16 protein-coding genes, 3 tRNA genes and 1 pseudogene are annotated in these 20260 nt (G+C 70.1%); 9 read left to right on the top strand and 11 right to left on the bottom strand.

All coding sequences use genetic code 11. From position 1 onward, the window contains the following. Positions 1-16: 16 nt before the first annotated feature. Complete coding sequence (locus OG534_RS19295) at positions 17-853, bottom strand: cytochrome c biogenesis CcdA family protein (RefSeq protein ID WP_326589309.1); 837 nt, start codon at positions 851-853, stop codon at positions 17-19. After that, complete coding sequence (locus OG534_RS19290; protein ID WP_326589308.1) at positions 850-1599, bottom strand: DsbA family protein; 750 nt, start codon at positions 1597-1599, stop codon at positions 850-852. The genes OG534_RS19295 and OG534_RS19290 overlap by 4 nt, the downstream gene beginning before the upstream one ends. Positions 1600-2242: 643 nt before the next feature. Here OG534_RS19290 and hrpA point away from each other — a divergent pair. Both hrpA and OG534_RS19280 read left to right on the top strand, forming a co-directional pair. After that, a complete protein-coding gene (gene hrpA, locus OG534_RS19285) occupies positions 2243-6166 on the top strand; it encodes an ATP-dependent RNA helicase HrpA (protein WP_326589307.1) in 3924 nt (1307 codons plus the stop codon). A gap of 69 nt (positions 6167-6235) precedes the next feature. Further along, a tRNA-Asp gene (locus OG534_RS19280) sits at positions 6236-6309 on the top strand. Between the two features lie 663 nt (positions 6310-6972). On the opposite strand, the gene bldC is transcribed toward OG534_RS19280, so the two are convergent. Both bldC and OG534_RS19270 read right to left on the bottom strand, forming a co-directional pair. Beyond that, a complete protein-coding gene (bldC, locus tag OG534_RS19275) occupies positions 6973-7179 on the bottom strand; it encodes a developmental transcriptional regulator BldC (protein WP_003949541.1) in 207 nt (68 codons plus the stop codon). A gap of 567 nt (positions 7180-7746) precedes the next feature. Beyond that, complete coding sequence (locus OG534_RS19270; RefSeq protein WP_326589306.1) at positions 7747-8601, bottom strand: hypothetical protein; 855 nt, start codon at positions 8599-8601, stop codon at positions 7747-7749. A gap of 196 nt (positions 8602-8797) precedes the next feature. Between OG534_RS19270 and OG534_RS19265 the strand changes: the two genes are divergently transcribed. After that, complete coding sequence (locus OG534_RS19265; protein ID WP_326589305.1) at positions 8798-9907, top strand: Leu/Phe/Val dehydrogenase; 1110 nt, start codon at positions 8798-8800, stop codon at positions 9905-9907. Between the two features lie 290 nt (positions 9908-10197). Beyond that, entirely contained in the window at positions 10198-10464 is a 267-nt protein-coding gene (locus OG534_RS19260) for a DUF3073 domain-containing protein (protein WP_048476883.1), read from the top strand. Between the two features lie 79 nt (positions 10465-10543). Here OG534_RS19260 and purM read toward each other — a convergent pair whose 3' ends face one another. Together purM and purF are read right to left on the bottom strand one after the other, a co-directional pair. After that, a complete protein-coding gene (purM, locus tag OG534_RS19255; RefSeq protein WP_326589302.1) occupies positions 10544-11614 on the bottom strand; it encodes a phosphoribosylformylglycinamidine cyclo-ligase in 1071 nt (356 codons plus the stop codon). Positions 11615-11720: 106 nt separating this feature from the next. Further along, on the bottom strand, positions 11721-13238 hold the full coding sequence (gene purF / locus OG534_RS19250) for an amidophosphoribosyltransferase (protein ID WP_326589301.1): 1518 nt from the start codon (positions 13236-13238) through the stop codon (positions 11721-11723). A gap of 115 nt (positions 13239-13353) precedes the next feature. On the opposite strand from purF, the gene OG534_RS38700 reads away from it, so the two are divergent. After that, complete coding sequence (locus OG534_RS38700; RefSeq protein ID WP_398563683.1) at positions 13354-13482, top strand: putative leader peptide; 129 nt, start codon at positions 13354-13356, stop codon at positions 13480-13482. A gap of 115 nt (positions 13483-13597) precedes the next feature. Then, positions 13598-14005: pseudogene (locus OG534_RS19245) on the top strand (sulfatase family protein); the annotation flags it as partial. A 211-nt stretch (positions 14006-14216) separates the two neighbouring features. Here the strand turns inward: OG534_RS19245 and OG534_RS19240 are convergent. The 5 genes from OG534_RS19240 to purS form a co-directional block, all read right to left on the bottom strand. Then, positions 14217-15026 carry an META domain-containing protein gene (locus tag OG534_RS19240; RefSeq protein WP_326589300.1) on the bottom strand — a complete coding sequence of 270 codons (810 nt, stop codon included), beginning with the start codon at positions 15024-15026 and terminating at the stop codon, positions 14217-14219. 47 nt (positions 15027-15073) lie between these two features. After that, entirely contained in the window at positions 15074-15865 is a 792-nt protein-coding gene (locus OG534_RS19235; protein ID WP_326589299.1) for a maleylpyruvate isomerase family mycothiol-dependent enzyme, read from the bottom strand. Positions 15866-16022: 157 nt separating this feature from the next. Then, a complete protein-coding gene (gene purL / locus OG534_RS19230; RefSeq protein ID WP_326589298.1) occupies positions 16023-18272 on the bottom strand; it encodes a phosphoribosylformylglycinamidine synthase subunit PurL in 2250 nt (749 codons plus the stop codon). After that, positions 18269-18949, bottom strand: a complete 681-nt coding sequence (gene purQ, locus OG534_RS19225) for a phosphoribosylformylglycinamidine synthase subunit PurQ (RefSeq protein ID WP_266594917.1) — start codon at positions 18947-18949, stop codon at positions 18269-18271. Before purQ ends, purL begins: the two co-directional genes overlap by 4 nt. Before the next feature lie 2 nt (positions 18950-18951). Then, positions 18952-19197 carry a phosphoribosylformylglycinamidine synthase subunit PurS gene (gene purS, locus OG534_RS19220; protein WP_030009438.1) on the bottom strand — a complete coding sequence of 82 codons (246 nt, stop codon included), beginning with the start codon at positions 19195-19197 and terminating at the stop codon, positions 18952-18954. A gap of 351 nt (positions 19198-19548) precedes the next feature. Between purS and OG534_RS19215 the strand changes: the two genes are divergently transcribed. The 3 genes from OG534_RS19215 to OG534_RS19205 all read left to right on the top strand — a co-directional run bounded on the left by OG534_RS19215 (position 19549) and on the right by OG534_RS19205 (position 20171). After that, on the top strand, positions 19549-19866 hold the full coding sequence (locus OG534_RS19215) for a histone-like nucleoid-structuring protein Lsr2 (RefSeq protein ID WP_326589291.1): 318 nt from the start codon (positions 19549-19551) through the stop codon (positions 19864-19866). Between the two features lie 88 nt (positions 19867-19954). After that, positions 19955-20026: transfer RNA gene (locus OG534_RS19210), tRNA-Gly, on the top strand. Positions 20027-20098: 72 nt separating this feature from the next. Beyond that, positions 20099-20171, top strand: a tRNA-Gly gene (locus tag OG534_RS19205). The last annotated feature ends 89 nt before the right edge of the window (positions 20172-20260 follow it).

Below are 20260 nucleotides of genomic sequence, written 5' to 3'. Positions count from 1 at the left end.
ACGGGGCCTTCTGCGTTCACTCCCCCTCGGCCGCCGTCCGCGCCCGGCGGCGCCACTGGACCAGCCCGACGGCCCCCGCCCCCGCGGCGACCAGCCCGAGCAGCGCCCAGTCCGGGACCGCGTCGGCCAGCGACCGGACCCGCTCCTCCACCGCGAACGAGTCGTCCACGTCCAGCAGTCCCGGCAGTGCGCTCGCCCCGTCGTAGACGAGGAACAGGACGCCGAGGGTGATGAAGAACAGCCCGGACAGCAGCGAGGTGGTGTGCAGCTCGAAGCGGCCCACGGCGAAGGCCCGCCCGCGCAGCCAGCGCCGCCTGCCCAGCTCGAACCGCTCCCACAGCAGGGCCATCAGGAAGAGGGGAGCGGCCATCCCCAGCGCGTAGACCGCGAGCAGCAGGCCGCCGTAGACCGGGCTGCCGCTGACCGCCGCGACGGTCAGGACGCTGCCCAGGATCGGGCCGGCGCAGAAGCCGGCCAGCCCGTAGACCGCGCCCAGCGCGTACACCGACAGGGCGGTGGTCGGCCGGATCCTGCCGGACAGCTCCGAGATCCGCTTCGGGGCGAAGCCCAGGCCCAGGATCTGTGCGAGCCCGAGCGCGATGATCAGCCAGCCGCCGGCCAGGACGAGCTGGTCGCGGTTGCCGTGGAAGAACCGTCCGGCGTACGAGCCGGCCGCCCCCAGCGGTACGAGGGTGCTCGCGAGGCCCGCGTAGAAGATCCCGGTGCGTGCCAGCAGCCGCGAGGTGGAGTCGATCGAGTACGCGAAGAAGGCCGGCAGCAGCAGCGCGCTGCAGGGGCTGAGCAGCGCGAGGAGGCCGCCCAGCAGGGCGGCCAGGTATCCGATGTCGGTCACGGCCGCGCCGCCGCTGCCTTCGCCCGGGCGATGGCCGTCGTGAAGGCGTCGAGCGGCTGGGCGCCGGCGATCGGCTTGCCGTTGAGCAGGAAGGACGGGGTGGAGGTGACGCCGATGCGGTAACCCTCCTCCTGGTCCTTCTTCAGGGCCGCCGCGGCCTGTTCGCCGGCCATGTCCGCCGTGAAGCGCTCCAGGTCGGGGACGCCGGCCTCGCGGGCCAGCTCCACGAGGCGCGGCTCGGCGAAGCCCTTCTCCTTCGAGCCCTCGGCGTACGCGGCGGCGTGGAAGGCGGCGAAGCGGTCCTGCTGCCCGGCCGCCCAGGCGGCCTTGGCGGCGGCCTCGGACTCGGCGCCGAAGATCGGGAAGTTGCGCCACTCGATGCGCAGGGTGCCGTCCTCGACGTACTTCTTCACGAGCGCGGGCTCGGTGTCCCGGGCGAACTTGCCGCAGTAGCCGCACTTGAAGTCGGAGTACTCGATGAGCACGACGGGCGCGTCGGCGCGGCCCAGGGCGAGCTTGTCGCCGGCCTCGCGGCGGGCCAGCGCCTGGAGCGCGGCGGCGGCGTCGTTGCGGGGCGCGGCCGAGGCGGCGGACCCGGGGGAGCGGTCGGCGGGGACCTTGTCGGCGGGGGCGGTGGCCTGCCAGGAGACGAGGCCGAGGGTGATCGCGGCGACGGCGACCCCGGCGGAGATCAGCAGGGGCTTCACGGAGGACTTGGACGGCTTGGACGGCTTGGACGAGGGCATGCGGGTGCTCCAGTGCGCAGGGGTGAGGCGGGGTGGGACCAAGAGGTGAGCGGACCTCCTAGACCCGCATCACGGACAGCTCCACCGGGCCGGGCGCGGGCCGGTCGGGCCCCCGTACGGGGACCCGTACGAGCAGTGCCGCGTGCGGCCGCGTCTCCTCCGGAACCGGCCGTGCCGGCGGGACCTGCGCGTGCTCGCCCCCGGCCCGCGCCGGGATGGCGGGGAGCCCCCCGTGACCGGGAGCCCCGGGGGCGCAGGCCGGGCCACCGCCTCCGGAAGGGGCGGCAAGGGCCGGAACCGAGCTCAGGTCCCCGGCCGGGAGAAATCCCGGGGCGGAGGCCGGGACCGGGGCCGAAGCAGGGGACGCGACCGGAGGCGAGGCCTTCACGGAGACGGCAGTCTCCGGGACCACCGCCGTCAGGCCGGCCGAGACGGAAGCGGCCGCAGCCGGGAGCACCACTGCGAGAACCACCACGGCCAGGCGGGCCCACACCGTCGACGCGGCGCGGGCCAATCGGCGGGGGCGGGACAAGGTGGGCTGCCTCTCACTCGTACGGCCGACGGACTCGTCCCGAAATGGTACGGGTCCACCCGACAAATGCGTTCGCCACCCGGCGGGCCCAGGTGAGATCCTCGACCAGGTATGTCTACTTCCTTCGCCGCCCTGCAGACGCTTCTCGGTGAGATCTCCCTCCGTGACGCGCACCGCCTCGGCCGCCGCCTCGAAGGCGCCCGCCGTATCCGCAAGCCCGAGGCCAAGCAGGCCGTACTCGACGAGATCGCCGCGGAGGCCTCCAAGGCCGCCGAGCGACTGGCCGGGCGCGCCTCGCGGATGCCGGAGGTCACATATCCCGAGAACCTGCCCGTCAGCCAGAAGAAGGACGAGATCGCCGAGGCGATACGCGACCACCAGGTCGTGATCGTCGCGGGCGAGACGGGCTCCGGCAAGACCACGCAGATCCCCAAGATCTGCATGGAGCTCGGCCGGGGCGTGCGGGGGATGATCGGGCACACCCAGCCCCGCCGGATCGCGGCGCGCACCGTCGCGGAGCGCATCGCCGAGGAGCTGAAGTCCGAGATCGGCCAGACGGTCGGCTGGAAGGTCCGGTTCACCGACCAGGTGGACCAGGACGCGACCTTCGTGAAGCTGATGACGGACGGCATCCTGCTCGCCGAGATCCAGACGGACCGCGAGCTGCGCGCCTACGACACGATCATCATCGACGAGGCCCACGAGCGGTCCCTGAACATCGACTTCCTGCTCGGCTACCTGGCCACGCTGCTGCCGAAGCGCCCCGACCTCAAGGTCGTCATCACCTCGGCGACCATCGACCCGCAGCGCTTCTCCCGGCACTTCGGCGACGCGCCGATCGTCGAGGTCAGCGGGCGCACGTATCCGGTGGAGGTCCGCTACCGGCCGCTCCTCGAGGAGGAGGGCGACGACAGCGACCGCGACCAGATCACGGCCATCTGCGAGGCCGTGGACGAGCTCCAGTCCGAGGGTGCGGGCGACGTCCTGGTCTTCCTCTCCGGCGAGCGCGAGATCCGTGACACCGCGGACGCCCTGAACAAGCGGAACCTGCGCTTCACCGAGGTGCTCCCGCTCTACGCCCGCCTCTCGCACGCCGAGCAGCACCGCGTGTTCCAGCAGCACACGGGCCGTCGGATCGTCCTGGCCACCAACGTCGCCGAGACCTCCCTGACCGTCCCGGGCATCAAGTACGTGATCGACCCGGGCACCGCCCGCATCTCCCGCTACAGCCACCGCACCAAGGTGCAGCGCCTGCCGATCGAGCGGATCTCGCAGGCCAGCGCCAACCAGCGCAAGGGCCGCTGCGGCCGCACCAGCGACGGCATCTGCATCCGGCTGTACTCCGAGGACGACTTCGACGCCCGGCCGGAGTTCACCGACGCCGAGATCCTGCGGACCAACCTGGCCTCCGTCATCCTCCAGATGACGGCCGCGGGCCTGGGCGAGATCGAGAAGTTCCCCTTCATCGACCCGCCGGACCACCGCAACATCCGCGACGGCGTGCAGCTGCTGCAGGAGCTCGGGGCCCTGGACCCGGGCGAGAAGGACCCCAAGGAGCGGCTCACGCCGATGGGCCGCCAGCTCTCCCAGCTCCCGGTGGACCCGCGTCTGGCCCGCATGGTCATCGAGGCCGACAAGAACAACTGCGTCCGCGAGGTCATGGTGATCGCCTCGGCCCTGTCCATCCAGGACCCGCGCGAGCGGCCCTCGGACAAGCAGACCCAGGCCGACCAGAACCACGCCCGCTTCAAGGACGAGACCAGCGACTTCCTCTCGTACCTGAACATGTGGCGCTACGTCCGCGAGCAGCAGAAGGAGCGCGGCTCCTCCTCCTTCCGCCGGATGTGCAAGCAGGAGTACCTGAACTTCCTGCGGATCCGCGAGTGGCAGGACATCTACTCGCAGCTGCGCACGGTCGCCAAGAGCATGGGCATCCACGTCAACGAGGCCGACGCCCCCGAACAGGTCGTCCACGTCTCGCTGCTGGCCGGTCTGCTCTCGCACATCGGGCTCAAGGACACCGACAAGAACGAGTACCTCGGTGCCCGCAGCGCCAAGTTCGCGATCTTCCCGGGCTCCTCGCTCTTCAAGAAGCAGCCGAAGTTCGTGATGTCGGCCGAGCTGGTGGAGACCTCGCGGCTGTGGGCCCGGGTGAACGCCAAGGTGGAGCCCGAGTGGGTGGAGCCGCTGGCCCAGCACCTGGTCAAGCGCACCTACAGCGAGCCGCACTGGGAGAAGGACCAGGCCGCCGTGATGGCGTACGAGAAGGTCACGCTGTACGGCGTGCCGATCGTCGCCCAGCGGAAGATCAACTACGGCCGGATCGACGCCGAGGTCTCGCGCGAGCTGTTCATCCGCAACGCGCTGGTCGAGGGCGACTGGCGGACCCACCACAAGTTCTACGCCGACAACCGCAAGCTCCTCACCGAGGTGGAGGAGCTGGAGAACCGGGCCCGGCGCCGCGACATCGTGGTGGACGACGAGACCCTCTTCGACTTCTACGACCAGAAGATCCCCGCGCACGTGGTGTCCGGGGCTCACTTCGACTCCTGGTGGAAGCACAAGAAGCACGAGGAGCCCGAACTCCTCGACTTCGAGCGGGAGATGCTGCTGACCGAGAAGGCGGCCGGGGTCACCAAGGCCGACTACCCGGACACCTGGCGGCAGGGGCAGCTGAAGTTCCGGGTGACCTACCAGTTCGAGCCGGGCGCGGACGCCGACGGCGTGACCGTCCACATCCCGCTCCAGGTGCTGAACCAGGTCACCGACGAGGGCTTCGACTGGCAGATCCCGGGCCTGCGGGAAGAGGTGGTCACCGAGCTGATCCGCTCGCTGCCCAAGCCGATCCGCCGGCACTACGTGCCCGCGCCGAACTTCGCCGGCCGCTTCCTGGACACGGCGGTGCCCCTGCAGGAGCCGCTGCCCGTCACCCTGGCGCGCGAGCTCCAGCGGATGGTCGGGGTCCCGGTCTCGGCCGAGGACTTCGACCTCGGCCGGATCCCCGACCACCTGAAGATCACTTTCCGGATCATCGACGAGCGCCGCAGGAACGTCGCCGAGGACAAGGACCTGGAGGCCCTGCGGCTCAAGCTGAAGCCGAAGGCCCGCCAGGCCCTCTCCAAGGCCGCCGCGGCCACCGCCGAGCGGGCGGGCGGGGAGTCGGTGGAGCGGACCGGGCTGACCGACTGGACCATCGGCACGCTGACCAAGGTCTTCGAGACCCGGCGGGCCGGCCAGCCGGTGAAGGCGTACCCGGCGCTGGTGGACGAGGGCGCGAGCGTGTCCGTACGGCTCTTCGACACCGAGGCCGAGCAGCAGCAGGCCATGTGGCTGGGCACCCGGCGCCTCATCCTGCTGAACATCCCGGTGAACCCGGCGAAGTTCGCCTCCGACCACCTGACCAACCAGCAGAAGCTGGCCCTGTCCAGGAACCCGCACGGCTCCATCCAGGCGCTGTTCGACGACTGCGCGACCGCGGCGACCGACCGGCTGATCGCCGACCACGGGGGCCCGGCCTGGGACGAGGCGGGCTTCCGCAAGCTCTACGAGGCCGTCCGCGCCGACCTGGTGGACACGACCGTGCGGACGATCGGGCAGGTGCAGCAGGTGCTGGCCGCCTGGCAGGCCTGTGAGCGCCGGCTGCAGGCCACCGGCAGCCTCGCGCTGGTCGCCAACATCCAGGACGTCAAGACGCAGCTGGCGGGGCTCATGCCGGCCGGCTTCGTGACGCTCACCGGCCTGCGCAGGCTGCCGGACCTCATGCGCTACCTGGTGGCGGTGGACCGGCGGCTCCAGCAGATGCCCACGGGCGTCCAGCGCGACACCACGCGCATGGAGAAGGTCCACGAGATGCAGGACGAGTACGCCTGGCTGCTGGAGCAGCTGCCGAAGGGGCGGCCGGTCCCGTCCTCGGTCACCGACATCCGCTGGATGATCGAGGAACTGCGCGTCAGTTACTTCGCGCACGCCCTCGGGACGGCGTACCCGGTCTCCGACAAGCGGATCGTGAAGGCGGTGGACGCGGCCGCGCCGTGATCCGGTTCGACTGCACCCCCTGAGCTGCGGTACAGTCTGATTCGCAGCCGCCGAGCGGCCGCAAATCAAGGACCTGTGGAGCAGTTGGTTAGCTCGCCACCCTGTCAAGGTGGAGGTCGCGGGTTCAAGTCCCGTCAGGTTCGCAGAGACATCAGGGCCCGCATCCTCAGGGATGCGGGCCCTGATGCGTTGTCGGGGGCACCGCGCAGGAGCCCAGGGGGCCGGCGCGCCCTGGAGCGCCGCCTGGGGCCCGTGGGCCGCCCGCGGACCAGACGGGCCTCCCGGGCGCCTTCAACCCCCTCTGAGCCACGCCTGAACCACGTCTGAAGCACATCCGAGCCATCCCCCGACCCCATGTGGACGCATGTGGACCGCGGGTGGACCGTGCGGGGGACCGCCGGCGCCCCGCGGGAGGACCGCCCGGCCACCCCGCGCCCGGAATCCCCCGTTCGCATGATGCGTCCCCTGACGCACATCCCCTTTACGGGGTGCATTGCCGGATATACAAGAGTGATCATCTGTGACGGGAGTCACCGTACGAGTTTTTGAGACTAGTACTTTTATCGCATCCCTACGCATGCTCGATTTAATATGTGCAATGGCACCTACCCTGCCGGCACGCCCGCGCGCCCTTGATATCGCCCCTGACCTGGGCATAAAAAAGATCGCGCTGGACCCGGCGGAGTCCAGCGCGATCGAACGACCCACGAACCTGTTGGGGCAGGCCCGGCCGTATGAAGCTATGTGGGTTTCATCGGATTGGGGGACCCGATATAAGCCCGGTAAAGCGGGGTGTTTGCGCGACCTCAGGCCTCGCTGCGCTGCTGCGGAATTCCCGCGAGCAGTGCGCGAACCTCGGCCTCGCGGTACCGGCGGTGTCCACCCAGGGTGCGGATGGACGTGAGCTTGCCAGCCTTGGCCCAGCGGGTGACCGTCTTCGGGTCCACGCGGAACATCGTGGCAACCTCAGCCGGGGTCAGCAGCGGCTCGGCATCAGGGGTGCGAGCGGTCATGAGCGGCCTCCTCGGGAGAACCGAACCATCTCGGTTCTTTCCTTTAAATTCTGCACCTTGGCCCGCGTTGCCCGAAATGGACATACGCGGGCCGAGTCGGTTATAGGACGAACGGCTTGTCCTCGGCACTACAACTACACCATCCGTCCAGCCTCGACGGCCAAACCGACGGAATTGCCCTCCGAGGTGTTCATCAGCGGCGGAAGCCGATGGACCGTCCCATAACGGACAGTCACCCCACTGTGACGATCAGTCACAGAGCGATCAGGAGTCGTCAGACCCCCCGTAGAGCGCAATGCCGAGCATTCCACCCTTACTTGGACGGAAGGAACCCTCCCCGGACTCCTTGTCCTATTTTGGCACGAGGGTAGGGGAAGGGCGCAAGGGTGTAGTTAGTGCGGTCCGTCACGCTTGGGCCAATGGCCCGTATCGGGACGTAGGTCCTGGTACTACGTCCCAAATGCCATGATCAGGCATCTGATCAGCCAGTATTGGACGATCGACCGATACGGGAGGGTACGTACGGGCTCCTCCGGACCCAGAACAGCCACACCGGCGACTTCAGGACTAATTCGCGAAAAGCCGCTCCCGGACGGCGCGCCACCGCTCCGCCAGCTCCCCGTAGACCTCGTCCGCGCCCTCGGTGTCCCCGGCCCGCAGGGCCGCGATCCCCGCCGCCAGGTCCCCCGCCGACCGGTCGGCCGCCAGCCCGTCCGCGGGCAGCGCGTGCAGCAGCCCGCCGTAGTCCAGTTCGACCATCGACCGCGGGTGGAACTCCTCCAGCCAGCTTCCGACCTCCACCAGGCCCTCAGCGAGCATCCCGTACCCCTCCGCGGCGCGCAGGGTCCGCAGGGCCCGGGCCAGCCGACGCCGCGCCTGGACCATCGGGGTCCGGTAGCGCAGGCATTCGCCCGGCACGTACTCCCGCTCCTCGTCGGCCACCAGGACGAACCACCGCAGCGGGATCTGCCACACCCCCGTACGGATCCACGGGCGGGCGTCCGGGTTCCGCTCGCGCCAGCGCTCGTAGTCCTCGGCCGCCTGCCGGCGCATCACCGGCGGGAGCGCCGCGTCCAGCACCAGGCGCGGGAACTGCTCGACCAGCTCCTGGAGCGCCAGCCAGCCGCGGAGCCGGGTGCGCCACGGGCAGACCAGCAGCACCCCGTCGACCTCCGCCGTGAACGCGTCGGCGCTCTCGTGCGCCGGCACCCCCACCACGGGGACCCGGACCAAGTCCGCCAGCGACCGGCGCAGTTCGTCCTGGGCGGTCGGGGTCACCCCGCGCCGGGCGTAGGCGGCCCAGTGCGTGCGCTCCGGCTCCGCGAAGGCGGCGAGGGGCTCGTAGACGCGCAGATAGGAGGCGTACGGGACGGCCGGCGCCGAGCGGGCGGAAGGCAGCAGGGGATCGGGGGATTCGCTCACGCTCTCGTACTCCCCTTTTTGAGGGCCCGGTTCACCTCCGGAGCGCCCGCACCCTCCGGTCGAGCCGGGGCGCTCGTACTCCGGGAGTGTTTCGATCCACGGACAGGTCGCCTACGGAGGGGCCACAGGTCTTACTCTGCTCCCAGCACGCCCTCCCCCACCCGCAGGGCGGGCGTATTTCCGCCGCATCTCTTCCATGGGAGTCACCACCGTGACCGAAATGACCGACGGCGTCCTGCACACCCTGTTCCGTACGGAGCAGGGTGGCCACGAGCAAGTCGTGCTGTGCCAGGACCGAGCCTCCGGCCTGAAGGCCGTCATCGCGATCCACTCCACCGCCCTGGGCCCCGCCCTCGGCGGTACGCGCTTCCACGCGTACGCCTCGGACGAGGAGGCCGTCCTCGACGCGCTGAACCTCTCGCGCGGCATGTCGTACAAGAACGCCCTCGCCGGTCTCGACCTCGGCGGCGGCAAGGCCGTGATCATCGGCGACCCGGACGTCATCAAGAGCGAGGAACTCCTCCAGGCCTACGGCCGGTTCGTGGAGTCCCTCGGCGGCCGCTACGTGACCGCCTGCGACGTCGGCACCTACGTGGCCGACATGGACGTCGTGGCCCGCGAGACCCGCTGGGCGACCGGCCGCTCCCCCGAGAACGGCGGCGCGGGCGACTCCTCGGTCCTCACCGCCTTCGGCGTCTTCCAGGGCATGCGCGCCAGCGCCCAGCACGTGTGGGGCGACCCGACCCTGCGCGGCCGCAAGGTCGGCGTGGCCGGTGTCGGCAAGGTGGGCCACTACCTGGTCGAGCACCTGCTGCAGGACGGCGCCGAGGTCGTGATCACGGACGTACGGGAAGAGTCCGTACGCCGGATCCTGGACAAGCACCCGGGCAAGGTCACCGCGGTCGTCGACACGGACGCGCTGATCCGCACCGAGGGCCTGGAGATCTACGCCCCCTGCGCGCTCGGCGGCGCCCTGAGCGACGAGAGCGTGCCCGTCCTCACCGCCAAGATCGTCTGCGGTGCGGCGAACAACCAGCTCGCCCACCCGGGCATCGAGAAGGACCTCGCGGACCGCGGCATCCTGTACGCGCCCGACTACGTGGTCAACGCCGGCGGCGTCATCCAGGTCGCCGACGAGCTGCACGGCTTCGACTTCGACCGCTGCAAGGCCAAGGCGACGAAGATCTTCGACACCACGCTCGAAATCTTTGCTCGCGCGAAGTCGGACGGCATCCCGCCGGCCGCTGCGGCCGACCGGATCGCCGAGCAGCGGATGGCGGACGCCCGCGCCGCGCGCGCGGTGTAGGCAACTCCCGGGGCTCCGGGGTGTGCCCGCCGGGGTGCGGCGAGACGGAACTCACTGCACTTCGGCGGGTCGCCCGCCAGGAAAGGGTTAAAATCGCAGCTGACCAGCGAGGACGGGGCGCCTCGTTGGTTCTGCACCGGGGCGCGTCATGCGGGCGGCGTACCGTATGGCCGCGGAAGCAGGTACCGTTAAACCCCTACGGACGGTCTCTCCACGGAGAGCCCGCTCCGAACCATGAACGCGTGTCAGACTCTGGGGCCGTCGAGCCCCGTCACCGAGGGGGTCGAGCCATGGGGCGCGGCCGGGCCAAGGCCAAGCAGACAAAGGTCGCCCGCCAGCTGAAGTACAACAGCGGCGGGACTGACCTCTCGCGTCTGGCCAATGAGCTGGGCGCATCGCCGACGGATCCGCTGCTGCCTGTCAGCGAGCCGGTCGAAGTCGATGACGATCTGGATGACGACGACGACCCGTACGCCAAGTACGCGGAGCTGTACAACAGCGATGACGACGACGAGGACGAAGAGTCCGGTCCGTCGGCACAGCGTCGGGGCGCTTGACGCTCTTTAGCGTCTGCACGAAGGACAAAACACTGAAACCCGGTCCAGGGCATCGCCCCGGGCCGGGTTTCAGTGCTGCTCAGCTCGCGTAGGAACCGGTCAGGGTCGCGCCCTCGGTACGGTCGCCGCGGTCCAGGATCTCTCCCGCGACCCACGCGTCGACACCCCGGTCGGCCAGCGCGGTCAGCGCCACCTCCACCGACTCGCCGGGCACGACGGCCATCATGCCGACGCCCATGTTCAGGGTCTTCTCCAGCTCCAGCTGCTCCACCTGGCCGGCCTTGCCGACCAGGTCGAAGATCGCGCCGGGGGCCCAGGTCGTACGGTCGACCGTGGCGTGCAGGTGGTCCGGGATGACCCGGGCCAGGTTCGCGGCGAGGCCGCCGCCGGTGATGTGCGAGTACGCGTGCACCTCGGCCGTACGGGTGAGCGCCATGCAGTCCAGCGAGTAGATCTTGGTGGGCTCCAGCAGCTCCTCGCCGAGGGTGCGGCCGAGCTCCTCGACGTGCTGGTCCAGGGACATCCCGGCCCGGTCGAAGAGGACGTGGCGGACCAGCGAGTACCCGTTCGAGTGAAGACCGGACGATGCCATCGCGATGACGGCGTCACCCGTACGGATCCGATCCGCGCCCAGCAGCCGGTCGTACTCGACGACACCCGTGCCCGCGCCCGCGACGTCGAAGTCGTCCGGGCCCAACAGGCCGGGGTGTTCGGCGGTCTCGCCGCCCACCAGGGCGCAGCCGGCGAGGACGCAGCCCTCGGCGATGCCCTTGACGATGGCCGCGACCCGCTCGGGGTGCACCTTGCCGACGCAGATGTAGTCCGTCATGAAGAGCGGCTCGGCGCCGCAGACGACGATGTCGTCCATGACCATCGCCACCAGGTCGTGGCCGATGGTGTCGTACACGCCGAGCTGGCGGGCGATGTCCACCTTGGTGCCGACGCCGTCGGTGGCCGAGGCGAGCAGCGGTCGCTCGTAGCGCTTGAGGGCGGAGGCGTCGAAGAGGCCGGCGAAGCCGCCGAGGCCGCCGAGGACCTCGGGGCGCTGCGTCTTCTTCACCCACTCCTTCATCAGCTCGACGGCGCGGTCGCCCGCTTCGATGTCCACGCCTGCGGCTGCGTAGCTGGCACCGGTGGTCTTCTCTGTCATGACAGGAGAGAGCTTTCGTGTCGTTACTGCGTGTGGTGCTGGGCCCCCGGAGAAGCCTCAAAGAGAGGGCCCAGCGCAGGTTGAGCAGGCCGAACCGAGAAAACGCCTACGGCCGACGGAGCGCGTCGGCGGCGTCCGTGCCGCCCGCGAGCTCGGACTCCAGGAGCTGCTTGCCCAGGAGCTGCGGGTCGGGCAGCTCCATCGGGTACTCGCCGTCGAAGCAGGCACGGCAGAGGTTGGGCTTCTGGATGGTGGTCGCCTCGACCATCGCGTCGAGCGAGATGTACGAGAGCGAGTCGGCGCCCAGGGACGTGGCGATCTCGTCGACCGACATGCCGTTGGCGATGAGCTCGGCCCGGGTGGCGAAGTCGATGCCGAAGAAGCACGGCCACTTCACCGGCGGCGAGGAGATCCGGATGTGGACCTCCGCCGCGCCGGCCTCGCGGAGCATCTTGACCAGGGCGCGCTGGGTGTTGCCGCGGACGATCGAGTCGTCGACGACCACCAGGCGCTTGCCCCGGATGACTTCCTTGAGGGGATTGAGCTTCAGCCGGATGCCGAGCTGGCGGATCGTCTGCGAGGGCTGGATGAAAGTCCGGCCCACGTAGGCGTTCTTGACCAGGCCGGAACCGTACGGAATCCCGCTGGCCTCGGCGTATCCGACGGCGGCGGGCGTGCCGGACTCCGGTGTCGGTATCACCAGGTCGGCGTCGACCGGGGCTTCCTTGGCCAGGCGCCGGCCCATCTCGACACGCGAGAGGTAGACGTTCCGGCCGGCGATGTCGGTGTCCGGGCGCGCCAGGTAGACGTACTCGAAGACACAGCCCTTGGGCTTCGCTTCCGCGAATCGAGAGGTCCGCAGACCGTTCTCGTCGATCGCGATGAGTTCGCCCGGCTCGACCTCGCGGACGAAGCTGGCGCCGCAGATGTCGAGGGCGGCGGTCTCACTCGCGACCACCCAGCCGCGCTCCAGGCGGCCGAGGACCAGCGGGCGGATGCCCTGCGGGTCACGGGCGGTGTAGAGGGTCCCCTCGTCCATGAAGACGAGAGAGAAGGCGCCCTTGACCTTCGGGAGGACCTTGGTGGCCGACTCCTCGATCGTCAGGGGCTTGCCGTCCTCGTCGGTCTGCCCCGCGAGCAGGGCGGTGACCAGGTCGGTGTCATTGGTCGCGGCCACCTGGGTGGCACGGCCGTCCTGACGGGGGAGGTCGGCGACCATCTCGGCGAGCTCGGCGGTGTTCACCAGGTTGCCGTTGTGACCCAGGGCGATCGAGCCGTGGGCGGTCGCGCGGAAAGTGGGCTGCGCGTTCTCCCAGACGGAGGCTCCGGTGGTCGAATAGCGGGCGTGACCGACCGCGATATGACCTTGGAGCGAGCCGAGAGAGGTTTCGTCGAAGACTTGGGAAACGAGGCCCATGTCTTTGAAGACGAGGATCTGGGAACCGTTGCTCACAGCGATTCCCGCGGACTCTTGTCCACGGTGCTGTAGCGCATACAGTCCGAAGTAGGTGAGCTTGGCGACCTCTTCACCCGGAGCCCAGACACCGAAGACGCCGCAAGCGTCCTGGGGGCCCTTTTCGCCGGGGAGCAGGTCGTGGTTGAGTCGTCCATCACCACGAGGCACGCTTCCGAGTGTAGGCGAGATCGACCACTGGTCCGAATTGGGGACGCCCGGGAAATGTCACAGCACAGAGGGTGACGGCACGCCTCCGTCTCGGTATTCGGATCACCTTGTTGACATGCACGAAGGCATTCGTACAGGCTCTCGGTCCATGCAGCCTCTCGGTGACCGCACCGTCACCCTCGTCGAGCGCCGCCACGTAGACCTGGTCCGTGTCGCGAGCGCCATCTGTCGCTGTTCCGCGTAGCCACAACTCTTCCTCTCCTTTCCTCACTTCCGCTCCGCCCCGCCCTGCTCCGCCGTGCCGCGCGCCGTCCCGCGCCCGCCCGGGGCCGGCCGGCGGACCGTGCCTTGGAGTACCTGTGTCTTCGTACGAGAACAAGCTGTCCCGGCGCGCCTTCGGAGGCGCCGTCGGCGTGACCGCGGCCGCTGCCGCCGTGGGGCTGGGCGCCGCCCCGGCCGAGGCCTCCGAGGCCGCCGCGAGCGGGCAGGCGGGCCCCCGGGAGCGGGAATTCCGGGCCGCCCGCGGCCGGCGCGCCCGCAGGCCCAACATCCTGTTCATCCTGGGTGACGACCTGGGCTGGGCCGACCTCTCCGCTTACGGCTCCCCGCACATCAAGACCCCCCACCTCGACCGGCTGGCCCGCCAGGGCGTCCGGTTCACCGACGCCTACTCGGGCTCCGCGACCTGCTCGCCGACCCGCTTCAGCCTCTACACCGGGCGCTATCCGGGCCGTACGAAGGGCGGGCTGGCCGAGCCGATCGCCGACAACCCGATGTCCGCGAACAGGCCGACAGGGCGAGCGTGGAGCCGGCGCGGCTGGCGGAGCTGCGGACGGCCTGGGAGCGCGTGAACGCGGAGCTGCTCCCGTACCCGGGCTGAGCGGGCCCACCTGCGCGGGACCGCTCCGGTCCGGGGCCCGGGTCGCCGGCGGGCCCGGGTCCGTCGGGCCCCCGGGTTCCCGGCTGCCCGGGCCCGGGTCAGGCGGCGGGCGGGGCCGCCCGGGCGGTCAGGCCCTTGCCGTCGGGCGCGGTGAGGGTCAGGGTCCGGCCCTCGATCTTCGTGGTGAGCGGACCGCTGCCGAACAGCGCGGTCAGCGTCCGCTCGACCTCGCCCGCCGGACCGTCGCAGGCCATCCGGGTCGTGGTGAGCGGCCCGAAGGTGACTGTGGGCCCGTCGACGGTGGCCTTGGCGCTGAACCGGTTGCAGCCGAGGCTGCCGCTCGCGGTCAGGTCGGGGGCGAGGGTGAACGTGGCCCTGCCGGCCGCCTCGGCGGGCAGGGACGCCGAGGTCCCGCCGCTGACCAGGGACTCGACGATCCACTCGGTCGTGGTGAGCGGGGCGTCCTCGACCGGGGGCTTCGAGGTCATGGCGATGGTGCTCCCGTCGGCGGTCTTCAACGTGAGCCGCTCGGGCCCCCGTTCGATCGCCAGCCGGCCCGTGAACAGCTTCGCGAAGGCCGTTTCGAACTCCATGTCCTCGCAGGCCATGGCGGTCGTGGCGCCGGGCGTGACGGTCAGGGCGGAGGAGCCGTCGTGGACGACCGCCGCCGTGAAGCCGTTGCAGCCGTAGTTGCCCTTCGCCACGTCCTGCTCGATGTCGACGCGGGCGGCGTCGGGGGCGTGCAGGGTGCGGCCGCCGGTGGTCAGGGACTCCACGGCCCAGGAGCCCACGACGTCGGGGAGCAGGGCGGCGCTCCCGCTCTCCTGCGCCCGGCCGCAGCCGGCCAGGGCGAGCACGAGGGCGAGGGCCAGCCCCGCGGGGGTGTGGACGTGCCGGAAGGTACGCATGTCCCTGGGACGGGCCGGGTGCCCGGTCGGTTCCGCCACGGCCGCGCTCAGCTCATCAAAGGGAGCAGCGCCGACAGGTCGGCCCGCTCCCCACTGGCGCTGACCTGCGCCGCGTCGAGTGCCTCGGCCCATGCCGTACGGCCGGTCGCGAGCCGGATCCAGGTCAGCGGGTCGGTCTCGACCACGTTCGGCGGGGTGCCGCGGGTGTGGCGCGGGCCCTCGACGCACTGGACCACCGCGAAGGGCGGGATCCGTACCTCGACCGAACCGCCCGGCGCCTTGAACGCGAGGGCGTCGGCGAGCAGCCGGGTGCAGGCGGCCAGGGCCTGGCGCTCGATGGGGACGTCCAGTCCGGTGGCCCGGTTCAGGTCGTCGGTGTGCACCACGAGTTCCACGGTTCGGGTGACCAGGAAGTCGGCCAGGGTCATGTCCCCGATCCACAGGTGCAGCACGCGGTCGCCCGGATTCTCCGCGAGTCCCTCGGCCATGCGGGTGGCCGCCCGGTCGAACAGCTCGGGCAGCGGGGCTCCCGTCAGGGTTTCCCTGGCGGCCTCGGAGATCTTCCCGGCGAGGGACGCGGTGGCGAAGGGCCACTCCACGGGCGAGATCTCGGCGACGACGGCGGGCGGCCGGGCGAGGCCGCCGGCCAGCGAGTCCGCGATCCACGCGATGTGCGCGGCGAGGTCGGCGACGCTCCACTCGCCGAGCCCGCTGGGCCGCGCCAGCTGCTCGGGCCCCAACTCGCGTACGGCTTCGGCGATATGCGCGAACTGCGCGGTGACGGCCGTACGGATCTTGGCGGGGTCGTAGGTGCGCGGCTTCTTCCTGGCGGGCGGCATGCGGTGACCCTATCCGGGCGGCGTCGGCTCCGTGCGGCCGCGGCGCGCGGTGGCATCGGGGCTCGGTGGCATCGGCGCGGTGGCATCGGCGCGCGAGCGGCACCGAGGCCCCGCCCACCAGGTGGACGGGGCCTCGTACGCGCTCTGAACGGCGGGATCAGGCCAGCAGGGCCGGGATCGTCGCCTCGTGGGCCTCGCGGAGCTCGGCCAGCGGGAGGGTGAACTCGCCCTGGATCTCGATCTCCTCGCCGTCCACCACGCCGATGCGGGCGACCGGCAGGCCCCGCGCACCGCACATGTCGGTGAAGCGGAGCTCCTCGCTGCGCGGGACGGCCACGATGGCCCGGCCCGCGGACTCGGAGAACAGGAAGGTGAAGGCGTCCAGACCCTCGGGCACCACGACCCGCGCACCGTTGCCGCCGCGCAGGCAGGACTCGGTGAGCGCCTGGATCACGCCGCCGTCGGACAGGTCGTGCGCGGCGTCGATCATGCCGTCGCGCGAGGCGGAGATCAGGATCTCGCCGAGCAGCTTCTCGCGGCCCAGGTCCACCTTCGGCGGCATGCCGCCGAGGTGGTCGTGGACGACCTGGGACCAGGCCGAGCCGCCGAACTCCTCGGCCGTGTCGCCCAGCAGGTACAGCAGCTGGCCGGCCTCCGAGAACGCCATCGGCGTACGGCGGTTGACGTCGTCGATCACGCCGAGGACCGCCACGACCGGGGTCGGGTGGATCGCGATGTCGCCCGTCTGGTTGTAGAGGGAGACGTTGCCGCCGGTCACCGGGGTGCCCAGCTCCAGGCAGCCGTCAGCCAGACCGCGGCAGGCCTCGGCGAACTGCCACATGACGTCCGGGTCCTCGGGGGAGCCGAAGTTGAGGCAGTCGGAGATCGCGAGGGGCTTGGCGCCGGTCGCGGCGACGTTGCGGTAGGACTCGGCCAGCGCCAGCTGCGCGCCCGTGTACGGGTCGAGCTTGGCGAAGCGGCCGTTGCCGTCGGTGGCCATGGCCACGCCGAGGTTCGACTCCTCGTCGATGCGGACCATGCCTGCGTCCTCGGGCTGCGAGAGCACCGTGTTGCCCTGCACGAAGCGGTCGTACTGGTCGGTGACCCAGGACTTGGAGGCCTGGTTCGGGGAGGAGACCAGGGCCAGGACCTGCGCGCGGAGCTCCTCGGAGGTCTGCGGGCGGGGCAGCTTGCCCGCGTCGTCGGCCTGCAGCGCGTCCTGCCAGGAGGGGCGGGCGTACGGGCGGTTGTAGACGGGGCCCTCGTGGGCGACGGTGCCCGGGGGCACGTCCACGATCTGCTCGCCGTGCCAGAAGATCTCCAGGCGCTCGCCCTCGGTCACCTCACCGATGACGGTGGCGATGACGTCCCACTTCTCGCAGATCTCCATGAAGCGGTCGACGTGCTGCGGCTCGACGATCGCGCACATGCGCTCCTGCGACTCGCTCATGAGGATTTCCTCGGGCGAGAGCGTCGCGTCGCGCAGCGGCACGGTGTCCAGCTCGACCCGCATGCCGCCGGAACCGGCGGAGGCGAGCTCGGAGGTCGCGCAGGAGAGCCCGGCGCCGCCGAGGTCCTGGATGCCGGCGACCAGCTTCTCCTTGAAGATCTCCAGGGTGCACTCGATGAGGAGCTTCTCCTGGAAGGGGTCGCCGACCTGCACGGCGGGGCGCTTGGTGGGCTTGGTGTCGTCGAAGGTCTCGGACGCGAGGACCGAGACGCCGCCGATGCCGTCGCCGCCGGTGCGGGCGCCGTAGAGGATGACCTTGTTGCCGGGGCCGGAGGCCTGGGCGAGGTGGATGTCCTCGTGCTTCATCACGCCGATGCAGCCGGCGTTGACCAGCGGGTTGCCCTGGTAGCAGGCGTCGAAGACGACCTCGCCGCCGATGTTGGGCAGGCCCAGGCAGTTGCCGTAGCCGCCGATGCCCGCGACGACGCCGGGCAGGACGCGCTTGGTGTCGGGGTGGTCGGCCGCGCCGAAGCGCAGCGGGTCCACGACGGCGACCGGGCGGGCGCCCATGGCGAGGATGTCGCGGACGATGCCGCCGATGCCGGTGGCCGCGCCCTGGTAGGGCTCGATGTAGGACGGGTGGTTGTGCGACTCGACCTTGAAGGTGACCGCGTAGCCCTGACCGACGTCGACGACGCCGGCGTTCTCGCCGATGCCGACGAGCATGGCGTCGTTCTGGGGGGCCTTCTCACCGAACTGCTTCAGGTGGACCTTGCTGCTCTTGTACGAGCAGTGCTCGGACCACATGACCGAGTACATGGCCAGCTCGGCGCCCGTGGGGCGGCGGCCGAGGATCTCCCGGATGCGGGCGTACTCGTCCTCCTTGAGGCCGAGCTCCTTCCACGGCTGGGAGGCGTCCGGGGTTTCGGTGGCGTTCTTGACGGTGTCGAGGCTCATGCGCTGACCAGCTTCTTCAGGACCGAGGTGAAGAACGGGAGACCGTCGGTGCGGCCCGTCCCGATCAGCGGCTCGACCGCGTGCTCGGGGTGCGGCATGAGGCCGACGATGTTGCCCGCGGCGTTGGTGATGCCGGCGATGTCGCGCAGCGAACCGTTCGGGTTGCCGTCCAGGTAGCGGAAGGCCACTCGGCCTTCGGCCTCCAGTTCGTCGAGCGTGCGCTCGTCGGCGGTGTAGCGGCCGTCCATGTTCTTGAGCGGCACGGAGATCTCCTGGCCGGCGGTGTAGTCGCCGGTCCACGCGGTCTCCGCGTTCTCCACCCGCAGCTTCTGGTCGCGGCAGATGAAGTGCAGGTGGTTGTTCCGGAGCATCGCCCCCGGCAGCAGGTGGGCCTCGGTGAGGACCTGGAAGCCGTTGCAGATGCCCAGGACGGGCATGCCGCCCTTGGCCTGCTCAATGATGGTCTCCATCACCGGCGAGAAGCGGGAGATGGCCCCGGCGCGCAGGTAGTCCCCGTAGGAGAAGCCGCCCGCGAGGACGACCGCGTCGACCTGGTGCAGGTCCTTGTCGCGGTGCCACAGCGAGACCGGCTCGGCCCCCGCGAGGCGGACGGCGCGCAGCGAGTCACGGTCGTCGAGCGTTCCGGGGAACGTGACGACTCCGATGCGAGTGGTCACCGTCAGGCCTCGACCTTCACGGTGAAGTCTTCGATGACGGTGTTGGCGAGGAACGTTTCGGCCATCTTGTGGATGCGGTCGAGGGCGGCCTGGTCGACCGGTCCCTCCACCTCCAGTTCGAAGCGCTTCCCCTGGCGGACGTCGGCGATCCCCTCGAAGCCCAGGCGCGGCAGCGCACGCTGCACCGCCTGGCCCTGGGGGTCGAGGATCTCCGGCTTGAGCATGACGTCGACTACGACGCGTGCCATCGGGCACTCCCGTGTGGTGGTTGGTGCGAAGGCGGTTCCCTCAGCGTACCCGGCCAAAATTTCTACGCGGGTAGATATCCGAGGATCACGATCACCGGGCCGTTTCACCTCCACCAACGCTTCGCAAAATCCACCGGAAAACCTCGCACCCGGCATTGCGGCAGGACACGCGGAGAGAATTAACTGGGCTTCGCAATGCAATGAGAATCGGGGTACAAAGGAATCACCCACCGCGAGTGGCATTTGCCCCTTCGCAACGCGGGATGAAAGTTGCATTACCCCGAAACATCCACACAGGCGACATCACCGCACGTCAGCTGGTGGCGACGTCGCACGAAGGGACCGATATCCGTGGCGCAGCGCGTAGTAGTCACGCTCTCCGACGACATCGATGGCGGAGAAGCGGCGGAAACGGTCGTGTTCGCTCTGGACGGTAAGTCGTACGAGATCGACCTCAATGTCGCCAACGCAAAGAAACTGCGGAACGGCCTGGCCCCGTTCGTGGCCGCCGGCCGCCGCCAGTCCCGGTCGGGGAAGGCCTTCAAGCACACCTCCGTCGCCCCGGACCCGGCGGTCGTCCGCGCCTGGGCCCGGTCCAACCAGTACGAGGTGCCGCCCCGCGGCCGCATCCCCAAGCGGATCTACGAGGCCTACAACGCGGCCCACTGAGGGCCGATTTGCCATGCACCCCCATCCGTCGGCTAGTGTGTGGATCACGCCAAGGGGCCAGACCGCAGGTCCAAGCCTCCGAGGTCGTGCGGGTGTAGTTCAGTAGCAGAACATCCCTCTTCCAGAGGGAAGGCGCAGTGTGCGATTCCTGTCACCCGCTCTGCATCGCTTTCCGACCACCACGGTGGATCGGGTAGAGTGATGCACGCATCGCCCCGGCGGTGCAATGCATGCGGACGTAGCTCAGTTGGTAGAGCACCACCTTGCCAAGGTGGATGTCGCGCGTTCGAGTCGCGTCGTCCGCTCTGTAGTGGAGAAGGCCCCGATCATTTCGATCGGGGCCTTCTTCGTGCTTTCTCCCGCGTGTGACCGCGGACACCCTGACAAATGTCAT

Source organism: Streptomyces sp. NBC_01294, assembly GCF_035917235.1.
GTDB lineage: Bacteria > Actinomycetota > Actinomycetes > Streptomycetales > Streptomycetaceae > Streptomyces > Streptomyces caledonius.
Note: the sequence above shows the minus strand (reverse complement) of the source record. Positions and strands in the feature narration are given on the sequence as shown.

What these genes read in the sequence shown, in the direction of transcription:
- OG534_RS19290 (WP_326589308.1), bottom strand. Translation starts at nt 1,599, where the DNA reads ATGCCCTCGTCCAAGCCGTCCAAGCCGTCCAAGTCCTCCGTGAAGCCC.
- hrpA (WP_326589307.1), top strand. Translation starts at nt 2,243, where the DNA reads ATGTCTACTTCCTTCGCCGCCCTGCAGACGCTTCTCGGTGAGATCTCC.
- bldC (WP_003949541.1), bottom strand. Translation starts at nt 7,179, where the DNA reads ATGACCGCTCGCACCCCTGATGCCGAGCCGCTGCTGACCCCGGCTGAG.
- OG534_RS19265 (WP_326589305.1), top strand. Translation starts at nt 8,798, where the DNA reads ATGGGAGTCACCACCGTGACCGAAATGACCGACGGCGTCCTGCACACC.
- OG534_RS19260 (WP_048476883.1), top strand. Translation starts at nt 10,198, where the DNA reads ATGGGGCGCGGCCGGGCCAAGGCCAAGCAGACAAAGGTCGCCCGCCAG.
- purM (WP_326589302.1), bottom strand. Translation starts at nt 11,614, where the DNA reads ATGACAGAGAAGACCACCGGTGCCAGCTACGCAGCCGCAGGCGTGGAC.
- OG534_RS38700 (WP_398563683.1), top strand. Translation starts at nt 13,354, where the DNA reads ATGCACGAAGGCATTCGTACAGGCTCTCGGTCCATGCAGCCTCTCGGT.
- OG534_RS19240 (WP_326589300.1), bottom strand. Translation starts at nt 15,026, where the DNA reads ATGCGTACCTTCCGGCACGTCCACACCCCCGCGGGGCTGGCCCTCGCC.
- OG534_RS19235 (WP_326589299.1), bottom strand. Translation starts at nt 15,865, where the DNA reads ATGCCGCCCGCCAGGAAGAAGCCGCGCACCTACGACCCCGCCAAGATC.
- purL (WP_326589298.1), bottom strand. Translation starts at nt 18,272, where the DNA reads ATGAGCCTCGACACCGTCAAGAACGCCACCGAAACCCCGGACGCCTCC.
- purS (WP_030009438.1), bottom strand. Translation starts at nt 19,197, where the DNA reads ATGGCACGCGTCGTAGTCGACGTCATGCTCAAGCCGGAGATCCTCGAC.